The organism is Pseudomonas fluorescens, from assembly GCF_900215245.1.
Classification (GTDB): Bacteria; Pseudomonadota; Gammaproteobacteria; order Pseudomonadales; family Pseudomonadaceae; genus Aquipseudomonas; species Aquipseudomonas fluorescens.
Genome location: NZ_LT907842.1, coordinates 465,800 through 484,748, shown reverse-complemented (window position 1 = coordinate 484,748; position 18,949 = coordinate 465,800). Strand labels below are relative to the sequence as shown.

Here is an 18,949-nt window from a genome sequence, read left to right as displayed (position 1 = left end):
TTTTTATGCCTTGCGCCAATTCAGAATCAGCAGCGTCAACACCCCCGCCACAATCCCCCAGAATGCCGAACCGATGGAAAACAACGTCAAGCCTGACGCGGTGACCATAAAGGTAATCAGCGCCGCTTCCCGTTCTTTCGGCTCATTCATGGCGATGCTCAAGCCATTGATGATTGAGCCAAACAACGCCAAGGCCGCAATCGACAGCACCAGTTCCTTGGGCAACGCTGCGAATAACGCCGCCAACGTGGCGCCAAATACCCCGGCAATCCCGTAGAACACTCCGCACCACACGGCTGCGGTATAGCGCTTGTTGCGGTCTTCATGGGCATGCGGCCCGGTGCAGATGGCCGCACTGATCGCTGCCAGGTTGATCCCGTGGGAACCGAACGGCGCCAGCACCAGCGAGGCCAGGCCTGTTGCGGTGATCAACGGCGAGGCGGGCACGTTGTAGCCGTCGGCGCGCAAGACGGCGACGCCGGGCATGTTCTGCGAGGTCATCGCCACGACAAACAGCGGGATGCCGATGCTGATGGTCGCCGCCAGCGAGAAGTGCGGGGTGGTCCACACCGGCGTTGCCACTTCCAGATGAAAGCCGCTGAAATCCAGCAGCCCCATCAGGCCTGACAGCAGGGTGCCTAACACCAGCGCGGCCAGCACGGCATAACGTGGCGACACACGCTTGATGACCAGGTAGGTGAAAAACATCCCCAGCACCAGGCCGGTTCGATGTTGCGCGGCGACGAAAATCTCGCTGCCGATCTTGAACAGGATCCCTGCCAGCAGTGCCGCCGCCAATGAGGCGGGAATGCGCTTGACCAGTTTTTCAAAGCTGCCGGTCAACCCGCAGAGCGTCACCAGCACCGCGCAGGTGATGTAGGCACCAATCGCTTCGCCGTAACTCACGCCGCCCAGGCTGGTGATCAGCAACGCCGCGCCGGGGGTCGACCAGGCAATGGTGATAGGCGTGCGATACCGCAAAGACAAGCCAATGCTGCACACCGCCATGCCGATCGAGAGGGCCCAGATCCACGAGGAAATCTGCGCGGTGGTCAAACCGGCGGCTTGTCCGGCCTGGAACATCAGCACCAGGGAGCTGGTATAGCCGGTCATCATGGCGATGAAGCCGGCGACGACGGCCGACGTAGAAGTGTCGGCCAGCGGGCGCAAGGGCGCTTGGATGGCGTCAGTCATGGAAGGGTGTTCCTTTTACCTGGGTGTTTGCCGGTGAAGGCCCGGATTCAAGCCTAAACTCAAACGTAACGACTCATTGCAATACAGCCGAGGCCGCAAACAGCCGTACAGTGTGTTGGCGCACTCGGTTGTGTACAATGTGCCCTGTTTTTAGGTGATACTTGCCAGCGACACGCTGTTGCCGTATTACCGTTAATTCGCCGCCGTTCTCCCTACCCGAGTGCCCATGAACGAACAGTTGCAACCTCTCAAGAAACAACCGCGAGCCGGCAAGGCCGGGCGCAGCGGAACCCAGGACGATATCGTCTACGCGCATATCTTCGAGGCGATCCTCGAACAACGCCTGGCGCCCGGAACCAAATTGAGTGAAGAGGCACTGGGCGAAATCTTCGGCGTCAGCCGCACCATCATTCGCCGTGCGCTGTCGCGCCTGGCCCATGAAGGCGTGGTGCTGCTGCGGCCCAATCGTGGCGCGGTAGTGGCGAGCCCAAGTGTAGAAGAAGCGCGCCAGGTGTTCCTGGCCCGGCGTCTGGTCGAGCGGGCGATCACTGAATTGGCGGTGCAACACGCCACGGCTGAGCAACTGGCCGAGTTGCGCCAGATGGTCAACGACGAGCGCGACAGTTTTTCACGCGGTGATCGTGGTGCGGGTATCCGCCTTTCCGGCGAGTTCCACCTCAAGCTGGCCGAAGCGGCGAAGAATGCGCCGCTGATCAGCTTCCAGCGCAGCCTGGTTTCCCAGACGTCGTTGATCATCGCCCAGTACGAAAGCGGCAACCGCTCGCACTGTTCCTACGATGAGCACACTCAGCTGATCGATGCGATCGAAGCACGCGACGCGACGCTGGCGGTGAATTTGATGATGCATCACATGGATCACATCGACAGCAAGCTCAACCTCGATGAGGAAAGCGCGTCGGATGATTTGCACGCAGTGTTCTCGCATCTGCTGCAGACCAAGAAACCGGGGCGTTCTTCAGTCAAATTGTAATTTTCCAGGTTCGCCTGGGACTAAAAATGTGGGAGCGGGCTTGTGTGGGAGCTGGCTTGCCTGCGATAGCATCACCGCGGTGTAACTGATACACCTCGGTGACTGCATCGCGGGCAAGCCAGCTCCCACACAAGCCCGCTCCCACATTGGTGTATGGCGGCGCTGAAATTAGCGCTGGTGCACCAGCTGACCCGCTGCATATGTCTGCAACACCGTCCGGTCATCCCCCAGCGTCATCAACACAAACAACGTCTCGGCAATGGTATTGGCCTGCTTCAAGCGGTAGCTGAGCAGTGGCGTGGCGTTGTAATCCAGTACCAAAAAGTCCGCGTCCGTACCCGGCTGCAAGGTGCCGATCTTGTCTTCCAGGCGCAGTGCCCGCGCACCGCCCAATGTGGCCAGGTACAGCGACTTGAACGGGCTCAAGCGCGCGCCCTGCAACTGCATGACCTTGTAGGCTTCGTTAAGCGTTTGCAACAGCGAGAAGCTGGTACCGCCGCCCACGTCCGTACCCAGGCCGACATTCAGCTTGTGCTTCTCGGCCATCGGCAGGTTGAACAAACCACTGCCGAGGAAGAAGTTCGAGGTCGGGCAGAACGCCACGGCCGAACCCGTTTCCGCGAGCCGCGCGCACTCGTCGTCACACAGGTGTACGCCGTGGGCAAACACCGAGCGCTCGCCCAGCAGTTTGTAGTGGTCGTACACATCCAGATAGCCATTGCGCTCCGGGAACAGCGCTTTTACCCACTCGACTTCCTGCTTGTTCTCACTGATGTGAGTCTGCATGTACAGGCCCGGGTATTCGCCCAGCAGTTGCCCGGCCAGCGCGAGTTGCTCCGGGGTGCTGGTCGGCGCAAAACGTGGCGTGACCGCGTAGTGCAAACGGCCCTTGCCGTGCCAGCGCTCGATCAGCGCCTTGCTTTCCTGGTAGCCGGATTCGGCGGTGTCGGTCAGGTAGTCCGGTGCGTTGCGGTCCATCATCACCTTGCCGGCGATCATGCGCAGGTCGAGCTTCTCGGCCGCCTCAAAAAACGCATTGACCGACTGCGGGTGCACGCTGCCAAACACCAGCGCGGTGGTGGTGCCGTTGCGCAGCAGTTCCTTGATGAAAATGTCCGCGACTTCTTCGGCATGGGACTTGTCGGCGAACTGGCTTTCACACGGGAAGGTGTAGGTATTCAGCCAGTCGAGCAACTGCTCACCATAGGCGCCGACCATGCCGGTTTGTGGCAAGTGGATATGGGTGTCGATCAGGCCTGGCGTAATCAGCGCATCCTGGTAATGGGTGACGTCGATGTCGGCGGGCAGGGTGGGCAGCAAATCGCTGGCGTGGCCCAAGGCGCTGATCTGGCCGTTATCGATGACCAGCAGGCCGTCCTCGAAATACTCGTAGGAGGCGTCGATCCCTACTTCAGCAGGGTCGGCGATGCTGTGCAGGATGGCGGCACGGTAGGCTTTGCGAGTCAAAGGCATGGTCATCTCAACTGATAGCTTGGCTGCGGCGTGATACCGGCAGCAGTTTGGCAATGGGTTCGGCGCTCGCAGTGTGCTGGCCGAAATTCGCGTTATAGGTGGCGATGATTTCGCCGGCGATGGAGATGGCGATCTCCACCGGTAATTTTCCCTTCACCTCGGTGAGGCCCATGGGGCAGCGCATGCGTTGCAACTGGGCGGTGTCGAAGCCGCGATCACGCAGGCGGTGTTCGAACTTGACCCGCTTGGTCTTCGAGCCAATCAAGCCGAAGTACGCAAAATCATTGCGCTTGAGCAGTGCCGCAGTCAGTTCCAGGTCCAGCGCATGATTGTGGGTCATGACGATGCAGTAACTGCCCGCCGGCAGGTCGGCAATTTCGTCGACCGGCTCTTCGCTGACGATTTTACGCACGCCCTGAGGGATGTGTTCTGGAAACTCCTGGTCACGGGAGTCGATCCAGCGCACCCGGCACGGCAGGCTCGCCAACAGCGGCACGAGGGCGCGGCCGACATGGCCGGCGCCAAACACCGCAATCTGTGCCTGCACCTGGCCCATGGGCTCGAACAGCAGCACGGTCACGCCGCCGCAGCACTGGCCCAGGCTGGCGCCGAGGCTGAAGCGCTCCAGATGGGTGTTTTGCTGGCCACGTACGAGCATGTCGCGGGCGATCTGCATCGCCTTGTATTCCAGGTGCCCGCCACCGATGGTGTCGAAGGTCTGCGCGGCGCTGATCACCATTTTGGAGCCGGCATTGCGCGGCGTGGAGCCGAGCTCTTCGATGATGGTCACCAGCACGCAGGGTTCACCCTGGTTCTGCAGGTCGGCGAGGGCGCTGATCCAGTTGTTCATAGTCACCTCTTGTGGTGTCTGTGAGGCCGCTATCGCGGGCAAGCCCGCTCCCACTTTTTTGAGTGTGAACACCGTCAAATGTGGGAGCTGGCTTGCCTGCGATGGCAGCACCTCGGTCCTAAAGCGAAGCCATCTCGGCGTCAGTCTCAACAGCCTTCGCCGCCTGCAACTGCCGCATCTGCTCACAGCCCCACAACACCCGCTCCGGCGTGGCCGGTGCATCAATCTTGGGCTGATACCGATAGTCACCCAGGCTCGCCACGGCATCCTTGATCGCACACCACGACGCAATCCCGAGCATGAACGGCGGCTCGCCCACCGCCTTGGAATGGAACACGGTGTCTTCCGGGTTTTTGCGGTTTTCCACCAGCTTCACGCGCAGGTCCAGTGGCATATCCGCGACGGCCGGGATCTTGTAGCTGGCCGGGCCATTGGTCATCAACTTGCCCTTGTTGTTCCACACCAGCTCTTCCATGGTCAGCCAGCCCATGCCCTGGATAAAACCGCCTTCCACCTGGCCGATGTCGATGGCCGGGTTCAGCGAAGCGCCGACATCGTGGAGGATGTCGGTGCGCAGCATTTTGTATTCGCCGGTCAGGGTGTCGACGATTACTTCGCAGCAGGCCGCGCCGAACGCGAAGTAGTAGAACGGCCGGCCCCGTGCCTGGCTGCGGTCATAAAAGATTTTCGGCGTCTTGTAGAAGCCGGTGCTCGACAGCGAGACCTGGGCGAAATACGCCTGTTGAATCAGGCTTTCAAAGGTCAGGATCTGATCGCGCACGCGCACATGGCCGTTATGGAATTCCACGTCCGCTTCGCTCACGTCGTACTTGCGCGCGGCAAATTCCACCAGCCGTTGCTTGATGGTCTCGGCGGCGTTCTGCGCGGCTTTGCCGTTCAGGTCGGCGCCACTGGAGGCCGCGGTCGGCGAGGTGTTCGGCACCTTGTCGGTGTTGGTGGCGGTGATTTGTACGCGGTCAATGTCGACCTGGAACACTTCGGCCACCACCTGCGCGACCTTGGTGTTCAAGCCCTGGCCCATCTCGGTGCCGCCGTGGTTCAGGTGGATGCTGCCGTCGGTGTAGATATGGATCAAGGCGCCAGCCTGGTTGAGGAAGCTGGCGGTAAAGGAAATACCGAATTTCACCGGCGTCAGCGCCAGGCCTTTTTTCAGGATCGGGCTGTGGGCGTTGTACAGGCGAATTGCTTCGCGGCGCTCGGCGTATTGGCTGCTGGCCTCAAGCTCGGCAGTCATTTCCTCGAGCATGTTGTGCTCGACGGTCTGGTAGTAGTGGGTGACATTGCGCTCGGTCTTGCCGTAGTAATTGGCCTTGCGCACGGCCAGCGGATCAAGCGCCAGATGGCGGGCGACGGCGTCCATCACTTCCTCGATGGCGACCATGCCTTGCGGGCCACCGAAGCCTCGATAGGCGGTGTTGGAGGCAGTGTTGGTCTTGCAGCGATGGCCGTTGACCGTGGCGTCGCCCAGGTAATACGAGTTGTCGGCATGGAACATCGCGCGGTCGACAATCGAGTTCGACAGGTCCGGCGAACAGCCACAGTTACCTGCCAGTTCCAGATTAATCCCGTGCAGGCGACCGCTGTCGTCGAAGCCTACGTCGTATTCGATGTAGAACGGGTGGCGCTTGCCGGTCATCAGCATGTCTTCGACGCGCGGCAGGCGCATCTTGGTCGGCTGGCCGGTGAGGCGCGCGACCACCGCGCACAGGCACGCCGGGCTGGCTGCCTGGGTTTCCTTGCCACCAAACCCACCGCCCATGCGGCGCATATCCACGACGATTTTGTTCATCGAAACGTCGAGCACTTCGGCCACCAGCTTTTGCACTTCGGTGGGGTTTTGCGTGGAGCAGTAGACGATCATGCCGCCGTCTTCGGTGGGCATCACCGACGAGATCTGGGTTTCCAGATAGAAGTGTTCCTGGCCGCCGATATGCAGCGTGCCCTGGATGCGGTTTTTCGCCGTGGCCAATGCGCCGGCCGCGTCACCGCGCTGGTGGGTGTGGCTGTCCAGCACGAAGTGCTTGTTGCGAAAGGCTTCGACCACGTCCAGCACCGGTTCCAGGTCTTCGTATTCGATCACGGCTGCCATCGCGGCTTTGCGCGCGGTGTCCAGGTCACGGGCGGCGACGGCCAGCACCACTTGGCCAACGAACTGCACCGTGTCGATGGCCAGCAACGGATCGCCGGGCATCAGCGGGCCGATGTCTTTCAGGCCGGGCACGTCTTCGTGGGTGATGGCGATGCGCACGCCCTCAAAGGCGTAGCAAGGCGCAGTGTCGATGCGGATGATGCGGGCATGGGCGCGGTCGGACATACGCGCGTACAGGTGCAACTGGTTGGGGAATTCCAGGCGATCATCGATGTACTGCGCTTCACCGCTGACGTGCTTGGCGGCGCTGTCGTGCTTGACGCTGCGGCCGACGCCGGAGGTCAGGTCCTGGGCAAACAGCGCGGCGAGTTCGGCCTGGGTTTTAACGACGGCGTGATGGTTAGACATAAGCGGTCACCCGAGTCTCGATGTGCGGTGTTTGCAGTTCGATGAAGTATTTACGCAACAGGTTCTGTGCGCTGAGCAGGCGGTATTCCTTGCTGGCGCGGAAGTCCGACAGCGGGGTGAAATCCTCGGCGAGTGCGGCGCAGGCTTTCTCCACGGTGGCGGCGTTCCAGGTGGCGCCGACCAATACGGCTTCGCAGCTTTTCGCGCGTTTGGGCGTGGCGGCCATGCCACCGAAGGCAACGCGAGCTTCGCTGATCACGCCGTTTGCGAGCTTCAGGTTGAAGGCGGCGCACACGGCGGAAATATCATCGTCCAGGCGCTTGGAAACCTTGTAGGCACGGAACAGGGAATGGCCCTTGGGCACAATGATTTTCTCGATGAACTCGCTGTCCTGGCGCGCGGTGACGCGGTAGTCGATGAAGTAATCTTCCAGCGCCAGGGTGCGGCGGGTGTTGCCTTTGCACAGCACGATCTGCGCACCGAGGGCGATCAGCAGCGGCGGCGAATCACCAATCGGCGAGGCGTTGCCGATATTGCCGCCGAGGGTGCCCTGGTTGCGGATTTGCAGAGAGGCGAAGCGGTGCAGCAGATCGCCAAAGTCCGGGTACGCGTGATGCAGCGCGCTGTAGCAATCGGACAGCGCAGTGGCCGCGCCGATTTCCAGGCGGTCGTCGAACGACTCGATGCGCTTCATCTCTTCGATATTGCCGACGTAGATCATCACCGGCAGCGTGCGATGGAACTGGGTGACTTCCAGCGCCAGGTCGGTGCCGCCGGCCAACAGCCGGGCTTGTGGGTAGGCGTCGTAGAGGTCGGCCAGGTCGGCGACAGTGAGCGGCACCAGGCAGCGTTTGTCGCCGCTGTTGAGCTCGCCGGTCTGGGTCGGTGCGATGGCTTTAAGGCGGGCGATGGTTTCGGTTTGGCGGCTGTCGAACTGGTCCTGCGGTTTATTACAGCAGGCCTGTTCGGCGGCGGCCAGAATCGGGCGGTAGCCGGTGCAACGGCAGAGGTTGCCGGCCAGCGCTTCATGGGCTTTTTGGCTGTCGGCGGCATCGCTGTTCTTTTGCAGGGCAAACAACGACATCACGAAACCCGGCGTGCAAAAGCCGCATTGCGAGCCGTGGCACTCAACCATGGCTTGCTGCACGCTGTGCAACTGGCCTTGATGCTTGAGGTCTTCGACGCTGATCAGTTGTTTGCCGTGCAACGCCGATACGAAGGTCAGGCACGAATTGAGGCTGCGATAACGAATCTGCTCTGCGCCGTGCTCATTGGTATGCAGCTCGCCGACCACTACGGTGCACGCACCGCAATCGCCGCTGGCGCAGCCTTCCTTGGTACCGGATTTGCCCACATGCTCGCGCAAATAGTTGAGCACGGTCAGGTTGGGGTCCAGGGCGTGCTCGCTACGGAGTTCCTGGTTAAGTAAAAACTGGATCACGGAAGGCCTCACAGACTCATTATTGTTGTTAACCGCTTTGCGCCGAATCTAGTCATATCTGACTTTTCGGTCAATGGTTTTCTGACCTTCGGGTCAAGAAGATGCGATCACAACACTTTCAATTATGGTCCAGTCTTCTGGAACCGGTGTTTTTGGCGGCTTCTGGCTATTCATCGCTGCTTATTTCATGCCAAATTCGCCACCGTGGGCGTAGCGCCATCAGCTAGCCAATGCGCTACACTGCCGCGCTTGTACCGATAGACGATTTTGAAGGAAAAACATGACGTTCAAGGCGCCGGACAGTCTCGCCGAGCAAATCGCTCACCACCTCGCCGAACGTATCATTCGCGGCGATCTCAAGCCTGGGGAGCGGATCCAGGAACAGAAAGTCACGCTGGCACTCAATGTCAGCCGTGGTTCCGTGCGTGAAGCCTTATTGATCCTTGAACGCCGCCACCTGATCGCGATCCTGCCGCGCCGTGGCGCCCACGTCACCGAGCTCACCGCGCACAAGGTGCAGAGCCTGTGTACGTTGATGAGCGAGTTGTACATCCTGCTCGGCAATGCCGTGGCGGATGGCTGGCAGACTCAGGCCGACATGGCGCCGTTCCTGCAGATCCAGCAGCGGCTGGTAACCAGCTTCGAGCGCGAGGACATCCGTGCCTTTGTCGAAGAAAGCTTCAACGTGATGCGCGCGGCGTACCCCTTCGCCAACAATCCGTATTTGCAGGAAACCGTCGAGAACCTGCAGCCGGCGATGAACCGCGCGTATTACCTGGCGCTGGATCAACGCAAGGCGTCCATGAGCGAGTACCTGGCGTTGTTCGAGCAACTGCTCGCCGCCGTGCTGGCCCGTGACCTGGCACAGATCCGCCAAGTGCTGTCGGCCTATGGCCAGCGCAGTTCCTCGCTGGTGATCGCTGCGTTGGCGGACGCCTAAGCGTGCGGCTCAAGTGCATCAAACTGGCGGGGTTCAAATCCTTCGTCGACCCGACCACGGTGAACTTCCCCAGTAACATGGCGGCGGTGGTCGGGCCCAATGGCTGCGGCAAGTCGAACATCATCGACGCCGTGCGCTGGGTGATGGGCGAGAGTTCGGCAAAAAACCTGCGTGGCGAGTCGATGACCGACGTCATCTTCAACGGCTCCACCAGCCGCAAGCCCGTCAGCCAGGCCAGCATCGAACTGGTATTCGACAACTCCGACGGCACCCTGGTCGGTGAATACGCGGCCTACGCGGAGATCTCCATCCGCCGTAAAGTAACGCGCGACAGCCAGAACAGTTATTTCCTCAACGGCACCAAGTGCCGGCGCCGTGACATCACCGATATCTTCCTCGGCACAGGCCTGGGCCCGCGCAGCTACTCGATCATCGAGCAGGGCATGATCTCCAAGCTGATCGAAGCCAAGCCCGAAGACCTGCGCAACTTTATCGAAGAAGCGGCTGGTATCTCCAAGTACAAGGAGCGCCGCCGCGAGACTGAAAACCGTATTCGCCGCACCCATGAAAACCTTGCCCGCCTGACCGACCTGCGCGAAGAGTTGGAGCGCCAGTTGGAGCGCCTGCACCGCCAGGCCCAGGCCGCCGAGAAGTATCAGGAATACAAAGGCGAGGAGCGTCAGCTCAAGGCGCAACTGTCGGCCCTGCGTTGGCAGGCGCTGAATGATCAGGTCGGCCAGCGCGAAGCGATCATCGGCACCCAGGAAATCAGCTTTGAAGCACTGGTGGCCGAGCAGCGTAATGCCGACGCCAGCATTGAGCGTTTGCGTGATGGGCACCATGACCTGTCCGAGCGCTTCAATCTGGTGCAGGGCCGTTTCTACTCGGTGGGCGGTGATATTGCCCGGGTCGAGCAGAGCATCCAGCACGGCCAGCAGCGTCTGCGCCAGTTGCAGGATGATTTGAAAGAAGCCGAACGCGCGCGCCTGGAAACCGAATCGCACCTGGGCCATGACCGCACTTTGTTGCTGACCCTCGGCGAAGAGCTCGACATGCTCACCCCCGAGCAGGAAATCACCAGCGCCGCCGCCGAAGAAGCGGCCGCTGCGCTGGAAGACTCCGAAACCACCATGCACGGCTGGCAGGAACAGTGGGACGCTTTCAACCTGCGATCCGCCGAGCCGCGCCGTCAGGCTGAGGTGCAGCAGTCGCGTATCCAGCAGCTGGAAACCAGTATGGAGCGCCTGGCCGAGCGCCAGCGTCGTCTGCAGGAAGAGCGTGTGTTGCTTGCCGCCGACCCGGAAGATGCGGCGATCATGGAACTCAGCGAGCAACTGGCCGAGAGCGAAATGACGCTCGAAGAGCTGGAAGCCAGCGAAGAACAACAAGTGGAGCGCCTGGAGCAATTGCGTCAGCAGTTGCAACAGGCGACCCAGGCGCAGCAGCAGGCCCAGGGCGATTTGCAGCGGCTCAACGGTCGGCTGGCGTCACTTGAAGCCTTGCAGCAAGCCGCACTGGACCCGGGCACCGGCACCGCCGAATGGCTGCGCGACCAGCATCTGGCCGAGCGCCCGCGCCTGGCCGAAGGCTTGAAGGTCGAGGCTGGTTGGGAGCTGGCAGTGGAAACCGTGCTCGGCGCCGACCTGCAAGCCGTGCTGGTGGATGATTTTGGCGGCTTCGACCTGGCCGGTTTTGCCCAGGGTGATCTGCGTTTACTCAGCCCGGCGGCCGATGGCACCCGCGTGCCGGGTAGTTTGCTGGACAAGGTCGAGGCGGCGATTGATCTGTCGCCCTGGCTGGGCCAGGTCAAACCGGTGGAGTCCCTGGAGCAGGCCCTGGCCCAACGCGGTCAACTGGGCGCCGGTGAAAGCCTGATCAGCCGTGACGGCTACTGGGTTGGCCGGCACTTCCTGCGGGTGCGCCGTGCCAGCGAAGCGGAAAGCGGCGTATTGGCCCGTGGCCAGGAAATCGTCAACCTGACCGCCGAGCGCGAGGAGCGCGAAGCCACCCTCGAGCGCCTCGAAACCGAACTGCAAACCCTGCGCGCCACCCAGCGCCAGCAAGAGACCGGTCGCGAACACCTGCGCCGCCTGTTGCAGGATGAAGCGCGCCAGCAAGGTGAATTGAAAGCCCAGTTGTCGGCGAGCAAGGCCAAGGCCGAGCAACTGACACTGCGCCGCACGCGTCTCGACGACGAAGTGGCCGAGATGGGCGAGCAGCGCGCCCTGGAACACGAACAAATCGGTGAGGCGCGCCTGCAATTGCAAGAAGCCCTCGACAGCATGGCCCTCGATACCGAGCAGCGCGAACTGCTGATGGCCCAGCGTGACAGCCTGCGCGAGCGCCTCGACCGCGTGCGCCAGGAAGCCCGTCAGCACAAAGACCACGCCCACCAATTGGCGGTGCGCCTCGGCTCTTTGCGCGCCCAGCACGATTCCACGCGCCAGGCCCTTGAGCGCCTGGAGATGCAATCCGAACGTCTCACCGAAAAGCGCGAGCAACTGAGCCTCAACCTGGAGGAGGGCGAAGCGCCGCTGGAAGAGTTGCGGCTCAAGCTCGAAGAATTGCTCGACAAGCGCATGACTGTCGACGAAGAACTCAAGACTGCGCAGATCGCCCTGGAGGACGCCGACCGCGAACTGCGTGACGCCGAAAAACGGCGGACCCAGGCAGAGCAGCAATCCCAGCTGATCCGTGGTCAGCTCGAACAGCAACGCATGGAATGGCAAGCCCTGACCGTGCGCCGCAAAACCCTGCAAGACCAGTTGGTGGAAGACGGCTACGACTTGCACGGCGTGCTCGATACCTTGACCGCCCAGGCCAACGAAAAAGACGCCGAAGAAGAACTTGAGCGGATTGCTGCGCGTATTCAAAGGCTCGGTGCGATCAACCTTGCGGCCATCGACGAGTACCAGCAGCAGTCCGAGCGTAAGCGTTATCTGGATGCCCAGGACGCCGATCTGGTGGAGGCCCTCGACACCCTGGAAAACGTGATTCGCAAGATCGACAAGGAAACCCGTAACCGCTTCAAAGATACCTTTGATCAGATTAATAGCGGTTTACAGGCGTTATTCCCGAAAGTTTTCGGTGGCGGCAGCGCCTACTTGGAACTGACGGGCGAAGATCTACTCGATACAGGGGTAACGATCATGGCGCGGCCTCCGGGCAAGAAGAACAGCACCATCCATTTGTTGTCCGGTGGCGAAAAGGCCCTGACCGCATTGGCCCTGGTATTTGCCATCTTCAAGTTGAACCCGGCGCCGTTTTGCATGCTCGACGAAGTTGACGCCCCGCTGGATGACGCTAACGTTGGACGCTACGCTCGATTGGTGAAAGAGATGTCCCAGACCGTGCAGTTCATCTATATCACCCACAACAAGATCGCCATGGAAATGGCGGATCAATTGATGGGGGTAACGATGCACGAACCGGGTTGCTCGCGATTGGTGGCGGTGGATGTCGAGGAAGCGATGGCGATGGTGGAGTCCTGAGCCACGCTGACAGAGCCGATTTTTTGGCCCGTAACCGGTGATGAACCGCGCTGGTAGAAGTGGCAAATGGACATATTTGTTCAAGGCATTTTGACAGACGGTGTAAAGTTATCTTGGGTCGTGCTAGTTTAATGTCAATTTTTCGTATACGTGGGCAAAACGTCAGTCAGAACATAGAGTTGGCGCCACGTTTTAAAGCGGTTTGCACGGTGCTAAACCCCTTATTTTTCAGCATTTTTTATTAGAGGCACGGGATTACATGGAAATCGGTCTGCGCGAGTGGCTGATCGTCATCGGCATTATTGTCATTGCCGGTATTCTTTTTGATGGCTGGCGCCGTATGCGCGGTGGCAAGGGCAAGCTCAAATTCCGTCTGGACCGTAACCTGTCCAACTTGCCCGACGACGACGGCAGCGCCGAGCTGCTGGGGCCGCCCCGTGTGCTGGACACCCATAAAGAGCCGCAGCTGGACGAACACGACTTGCCATCGATGAGCGCGCCAATGCGTGAAGCCCGTGAGCCGTCCTCCAAGCGTGGCAAGCGCGGCACTGCGCCGGTGGCCGAGCCGCATCAGGGCGACCTGAACCTCGACGTCGATGAAGGCCCGAGCTTCAGCAGCCGCGATGACGATTTCCCTGACGAGACCCCAACCAAAAGCGCGCCACGCCAATCGGTAAACGATCAGCCGGCCGCCGAAGAAGTCCTGGTGATCAGCGTGATCTGCCGCGACGCCGCCGGCTTCAAAGGCCCGGCGCTGTTGCAGAACATCCTCGAAAGCGGCCTGCGCTTTGGCGAGATGGATATTTTCCACCGTCATGAAAGCATGGCCGGTAACGGCGAAGTGTTGTTCTCGATGGCTAACGCGGTCAAGCCGGGCACCTTCGACCTGGACGATATCGACCTGTTCAGCACCCCGGCGGTGAGTTTCTTCCTCGGTTTGCCAGGCCCGCGTCACCCGAAACAAGCGTTCGACGTGATGGTGGCCGCCGCCCGCAAACTGTCCCAGGAACTCAACGGCGAGCTCAAGGACGACCAACGCAGCGTCCTCACCGCCCAAACCATCGAACACTACCGTCAGCGTATCGTCGAGTTCGAGCGTCGCGCCCTGACACAGAAACGCTGAGGTTCGATCTTAAGCGTTGTCTGTAGAATCCGTGCACTAACATATTGAGCAGCTTCGGCTGCTCTTTTGCTTTATGAGAGAACACCCATGACCGCCGCCCACACCCGCATTCTCGAACTGCGCGCTGAACTGGATCAGCACAATTACCGTTACCACGTCCTCGACGAGCCGAGCATTCCGGACGCCGAGTACGACCGGTTGTTCCATGAGCTCAAGGCCCTTGAGGCCGAGCACCCGGACCTGGTAACGCGCGACTCACCGACGCAGCGGGTCGGCAGTGCGGCGTTGTCGGCGTTCACCCAGGTACGCCACGAGATTCCGATGCTCAGCCTGGGCAACGCCTTTGATGAAACCACCATGCTCGAGTTTGATCGCCGGGTCACCGAAGGCCTCGACCTGCCGGTGGGCGATCTGTTTGGCGGTGGCGCGGCGGTGGAGTACAGCTGCGAACCCAAGCTGGATGGCCTGGCGGTCAGCCTGTTGTATCAAGAAGGTGAACTGGTGCGCGGTGCTACCCGGGGTGATGGCACCACGGGCGAAGACATCAGCATCAACGTGCGCACCGTGCGCAATATCCCGCTGAAGCTACAGGGCACGGGCTGGCCCGCCACCCTGGAAGTGCGCGGTGAAGTGTTCATGTCCAAAGCCGGTTTCGAGCGGCTGAACGCCTCGCAGCTGGAAGTCGGTGGCAAGACTTTCGCCAACCCGCGTAATGCCGCAGCCGGGAGCCTGCGCCAGTTGGATTCGAAGATTACCGCCAGTCGCCCGCTGGAGTTTTGCTGCTATGGCATTGGCCAAGTGACCGCAGATATCAGCGACACCCATATCGGCAACTTGAAGCAGTTGCAGAAGTGGGGCATGCCGATCAGCCACGAGTTGAAGTTGGCCAAAGGCATCCAGGAATGCCTGGACTACTACCGCGATATCGGCGAGCGGCGTAACAGCCTGGGTTATGAAATCGACGGCGTGGTGTTCAAGGTCAACAGTATCGCCTCGCAGCGTGAACTGGGCTTCCGTGCCCGCGAGCCGCGTTGGGCGATCGCGCACAAATTCCCGGCCATGGAAGAGCTTACCGAGTTGCTCGACGTGGAGTTCCAGGTCGGCCGCACCGGCGCCGTGACACCTGTGGCGCGGTTGAAGCCGGTCAAGGTTGCCGGTGTGACCGTGTCCAACGCCACCTTGCACAACATGGACGAAGTCGCGCGCCTGGGCCTGATGATCGGCGATACCGTGATCATCCGCCGTGCCGGTGATGTGATCCCGCAAGTCGTTTCCGTGGTGCCCGAGCGGCGCCCGGAACACGCCCGCGCGGTGCAGATTCCCGAGAGCTGCCCGGTGTGCGGTTCCCACGTGGAGCGCACGCAATTGGTCAAGCGCAGCAAGGGCAAGGAAACCGTCAGCGAAGGCGCGGTGTACCGCTGCGTCGGGCGCCTGGCCTGTGGTGCGCAGCTCAAGCAGGCGATTATCCATTTCGTTTCGCGCCGCGCCATGGACATCGACGGCCTGGGCGACAAGACCATCGAGCAACTGGTGGATGAAAAGCTCATCGGTTCGCCGGCTGATCTCTACACGCTCAAGTACGAGCAGATCATCGACCTGGAAGGCTTTGCCGATATTTCCAGCAAGAAGCTGATCACTGCCATCGAAAACAGCAAGACCCCGACCCTGGCGCGCTTTATCTATGCGCTGGGTATTCCGGACGTCGGCGAGGAGACCGCCAAGGTGCTGGCGCGCTCGCTGGCGTCTCTGGAGCGGGTGCAGAAGGCATTGCCGGAAGTGCTGACGTACTTGCCGGACGTAGGCCTGGAAGTGGCGCACGAGATTCACAGCTTCTTCGAAGACCGCCATAACCAGGACGTGATCGGCGCCCTGTTGTCACCGGACGAATGCGCGCTGCAATTGCAAGATCAGGGCGACCTGAGCGCCGAGTTCGCCGCCAGCACCACCCTGGGCGGCTTGCTCGACAAGTTGCACGTACCCAGCGTTGGCCCCGGTGCCGCCCAGAAACTCGCGGACAAGTTCGGCTCCCTGGAAGGTGTGATCAAGGCCGACTGGCTGGATATGCGCCAGGCGCTGCCGGAGAAACAGGCCAAGGCTGTGCGCGAGTTTTTCGATAACCCCGCCAATGCTGAGCACGCCCTGGCCATCGAGCAGCAGCTCAAGGACTTTGGCATGCATTGGCAGAGCGAGAAGAAGGTGGTCGAAGGGTTGCCGGAGGCGGGGCATACCTGGGTGCTCACCGGCTCCCTGGAGCTGATGAGCCGCGATGTGGCCAAGGACAAGCTCGAAAGCCTCGGCGCCAAGGTGGCCGGTTCAGTGTCGGCGAAAACGCACTGCGTGGTGGCTGGGCCGGGCGCCGGTTCGAAACTGGCCAAGGCCAGCGAACTGGGCCTGAAAGTGCTGGATGAGGAGGCGTTTGTCGCGTTCCTGGCCAAGCACAACATAACGGTCTGATTCGGACTGAACGATCTCTGCCTGGCGATGCTCTAGTATTGGCAAGCACCCAGGGAGAGATCGCCATGTTCCGCTACTTCGAGCAACTCAGTTCGCGCATCGCCGCACCGTTCATGGCCGGATCCTCGCGCAACAGCAAGGTGTGGCAATGCCGCTGCGGCCAGGCGTTGTTCTTTCGCAACAGCCAGTGCCTGGCCTGTCAAGCGTTGCTGGGCTACCAACCGCAACAGAGTCGGTTGTCGTCTCTACAGCCCGGGCCCGTCGCCGACACCTGGCTGCAGGACGATAACCTCGACGCCGGTGCCTTCCGTCGCTGCGCCAACCTCGACACTGCGGCCGCCTGCAACTGGCTGATTGCGGCCCATAGCACTGCACCGCTGTGTGTGGCGTGCAGTCTGAACCGCACCATTCCTGACCTGTCCGTACCGGAAAACCCCGAACGCTGGCGCAAGGTGGAAACCGCCAAGCGCCGACTGGTGGCGCAACTGATCAGCCTGGGCCTGCAAGTGGTGCCAAAAAGCGTTGACGAAGACACCGGCCTGGCCTTCGACTTCGTCGGCATTGACCTGGAAGGCAACGCGCCCACCACCGGCCATGCCAACGGTCTGATCACCCTCGACATCAAGGAGGCCGACGACGCCCACCGCGAAAAAATCCGCGTGCAGATGCGTGAACCGTACCGCACCTTGCTCGGCCATTTTCGCCATGAAGTCGGTCATTACTACTGGGATCGACTGATCGCCAACAGCCACTGGCTTGCAGCGTTTCGCAGCCTGTTCGGCGACGAGCGCGCCAGTTATGCCGAGGCACTCGACCAGCATTACCAGAACGGCCCGCGTCCCGACTGGCAGCAGACCTGCGTGAGTGCCTACGCCACCATGCACCCTTGGGAAGACTGGGCCGAGACCTGGGCCCATTACCTGCACATGATGGACGCCGTCGACACCGCGCTGGGCTTTGGCATGAGCGCCCGCGAGATGGACCTCGATTATCAACCGTTCCCGCTCACCACGCTCTACGACCCCGACCACCCTGGCGGCCCGGCCTTCCTGTCGTTCGTCAACGCCTGGATCGAACTGGCCGGCATGCTCAACGAACTGTCGCGCAGCATGGGCCAGCCGGACTTTTATCCGTTTGTATTGCCGCCGGCTGTGATCGCCAAGCTGCACTTCATTCACCTGGTGATCCAGGAAGAGGGCGGTAGGGCCGATGAGGTGCTGAAGGCGCAATGATCAAAATGTGCGAGGGGCTGACTGCTGACGGCGTGGATCAGGCACTGGCCTGACTGGCCGGCAGACTGCTTCCGGGAGCCAGCCTCCTCCCGCAGGTGATGGGGTGACGCTGAAGGTTATGGCAAGTGCTTGAGCCCCTTCATATTTTAATCCGGCATCAACGGTTGTAACTTCCGATGAGATCGGTACAATGGCGCGGCTTGCCGAGAGGCCAGCGTCGTTATGGTGACCCCATCGGTCCCCCCGCAACGATTACCCGTGAACCTGGTCAGAGCCGGAAGGCAGCAGCCACAGCGGGAACATTGTGTGCCGGGGTGTGGCTGGTGGGGTTGCCTCCATAACGCTCTTCCTGACGCTCAAAAAAATTCCAATTTTATAGATGTTTTGCCGGCAATCACTGCCTGCGAATCGATTTCTGCTGCGCGCTCGACAGCATTACGGCCGGTAAAGCGGGAACCTGGCCATCGCCGGCAGCACTTCCTGCTGCAACTTCCGCAGGTTTTTTTCCAGGTCGCGCTCTGCTTCAGGCGTCGCTACCGGTATGTTGCGGGCGAAGTGAAAGGTGATGTTCTGCCCCGTGGCGCTGTCCTTGTAGAACTTGAAGATGCTGAATTCGGAGAATCGCCCGTCCTTGCGCAGGGAGGAAGGGTAAAACAGCATCAGGGTCGTGACCCCGGTTTTTTCATCCGTATTCAGTTGCACCGTCATCTGTGGGTAATCTTGTTGATGAAGCAGGGCGGCGCGGTTGGCGAGGTCTACCGGCTCCAGATCGTTCAGGAGTGGCGGCGCGACGCGAAAATCCGCCATGTCACTCCAGGCATCAACGCTTTCCTCCGGCAGGAAGTATTCCTTGAGTGGAATCTGGCCGTCAGTCTGGTATTTCAGGACAAACGTTTTGCCCGCGAATATGAGCGAGTTGGTTTCAGCAACCGAAGGGCGCGACAGGGCCGGGTTGGCAGGTCTCGACGTGAAGGCGCAGCCGGATAGCAGAACCAGCACCGACAGGATGAGCAGGGAGGCTTTCATTTCAATCCTTGAATATTTGAAAGGGGGCAGCTTGCGCAAGAAACAGTAGTTCAATAGGTGGCTGAATGCGCTTATTTAATGAAGCGTGTGCGAGGTAACACCTCTCGAAAAATACCTGGTTACCCTGAGGCGAAAGGGTGGCAAAGCTGTTGGGTTGTGAACAACCTTGAGTTTTTCACCACTGTTTATCTCGCGGCTGGACAACGCCAGGCCGCC

12 protein-coding genes and 1 other RNA gene are annotated in these 18,949 nt (G+C 60.8%); 7 read left to right on the top strand and 6 right to left on the bottom strand.

Features of this window, described 5'->3' with window-relative positions; translation table 11 throughout:
- Positions 1–3 precede the first annotated feature (3 nt).
- Positions 4–1,194 (bottom strand): benzoate/H(+) symporter BenE family transporter, encoded by a 1,191-nt coding sequence (locus CPH89_RS02215; RefSeq protein ID WP_053257458.1) that lies wholly within the window; start codon positions 1,192–1,194, stop codon positions 4–6.
- A 226-nt stretch (positions 1,195–1,420) separates the two neighbouring features.
- On the opposite strand from CPH89_RS02215, the gene CPH89_RS02210 reads away from it, so the two are divergent.
- Positions 1,421–2,185, top strand: coding sequence for a GntR family transcriptional regulator (locus tag CPH89_RS02210; RefSeq protein WP_017134778.1), 765 nt, complete (start codon positions 1,421–1,423; stop codon positions 2,183–2,185).
- A 168-nt stretch (positions 2,186–2,353) separates the two neighbouring features.
- Here the strand turns inward: CPH89_RS02210 and guaD are convergent, their stop codons facing one another.
- The 4 genes from guaD to xdhA all read right to left on the bottom strand — a co-directional run bounded on the left by guaD (position 2,354) and on the right by xdhA (position 8,467).
- Entirely contained in the window at positions 2,354–3,658 is a 1,305-nt protein-coding gene (gene guaD / locus CPH89_RS02205) for a guanine deaminase (RefSeq protein ID WP_053257457.1), read from the bottom strand.
- Positions 3,659–3,665: 7 nt separating this feature from the next.
- Entirely contained in the window at positions 3,666–4,508 is an 843-nt protein-coding gene (xdhC, locus tag CPH89_RS02200) for a xanthine dehydrogenase accessory protein XdhC (RefSeq protein ID WP_053257456.1), read from the bottom strand.
- A 118-nt stretch (positions 4,509–4,626) separates the two neighbouring features.
- A complete protein-coding gene (gene xdhB / locus CPH89_RS02195; protein ID WP_053257455.1) occupies positions 4,627–7,026 on the bottom strand; it encodes a xanthine dehydrogenase molybdopterin binding subunit in 2,400 nt (799 codons plus the stop codon).
- On the bottom strand, positions 7,019–8,467 hold the full coding sequence (gene xdhA / locus CPH89_RS02190; RefSeq protein WP_053257454.1) for a xanthine dehydrogenase small subunit: 1,449 nt from the start codon (positions 8,465–8,467) through the stop codon (positions 7,019–7,021). Before xdhA ends, xdhB begins: the two co-directional genes overlap by 8 nt.
- A 280-nt stretch (positions 8,468–8,747) precedes the next feature.
- On the opposite strand from xdhA, the gene CPH89_RS02185 reads away from it, so the two are divergent.
- From CPH89_RS02185 to ffs, 6 genes are all read left to right on the top strand, one after another.
- Positions 8,748–9,407 (top strand): GntR family transcriptional regulator, encoded by a 660-nt coding sequence (locus CPH89_RS02185; protein WP_053257453.1) that lies wholly within the window; start codon positions 8,748–8,750, stop codon positions 9,405–9,407.
- A 2-nt stretch (positions 9,408–9,409) separates the two neighbouring features.
- Entirely contained in the window at positions 9,410–12,898 is a 3,489-nt protein-coding gene (gene smc, locus CPH89_RS02180) for a chromosome segregation protein SMC (RefSeq protein WP_053257452.1), read from the top strand.
- Between the two features lie 259 nt (positions 12,899–13,157).
- Entirely contained in the window at positions 13,158–14,021 is an 864-nt protein-coding gene (zipA, locus tag CPH89_RS02175; protein ID WP_053257451.1) for a cell division protein ZipA, read from the top strand.
- Between the two features lie 87 nt (positions 14,022–14,108).
- The gene (gene ligA, locus CPH89_RS02170) at positions 14,109–16,475 is read left to right on the top strand and encodes an NAD-dependent DNA ligase LigA (RefSeq protein WP_053257450.1); all 2,367 of its coding nucleotides are present in this window, start codon (positions 14,109–14,111) and stop codon (positions 16,473–16,475) included.
- Positions 16,476–16,540: 65 nt separating this feature from the next.
- Positions 16,541–17,707 (top strand): zinc-binding metallopeptidase family protein, encoded by a 1,167-nt coding sequence (locus CPH89_RS02165; protein ID WP_053257449.1) that lies wholly within the window; start codon positions 16,541–16,543, stop codon positions 17,705–17,707.
- A 232-nt stretch (positions 17,708–17,939) separates the two neighbouring features.
- An RNA gene (ffs, locus tag CPH89_RS02160) (signal recognition particle sRNA small type) lies at positions 17,940–18,036 on the top strand.
- Between the two features lie 106 nt (positions 18,037–18,142).
- On the opposite strand, the gene CPH89_RS02155 is transcribed toward ffs, so the two are convergent.
- The gene (locus tag CPH89_RS02155) at positions 18,143–18,733 is read right to left on the bottom strand and encodes an HI_0983 family protein (protein WP_053257448.1); all 591 of its coding nucleotides are present in this window, start codon (positions 18,731–18,733) and stop codon (positions 18,143–18,145) included.
- Between the last annotated feature and the right edge of the window lie 216 nt (positions 18,734–18,949).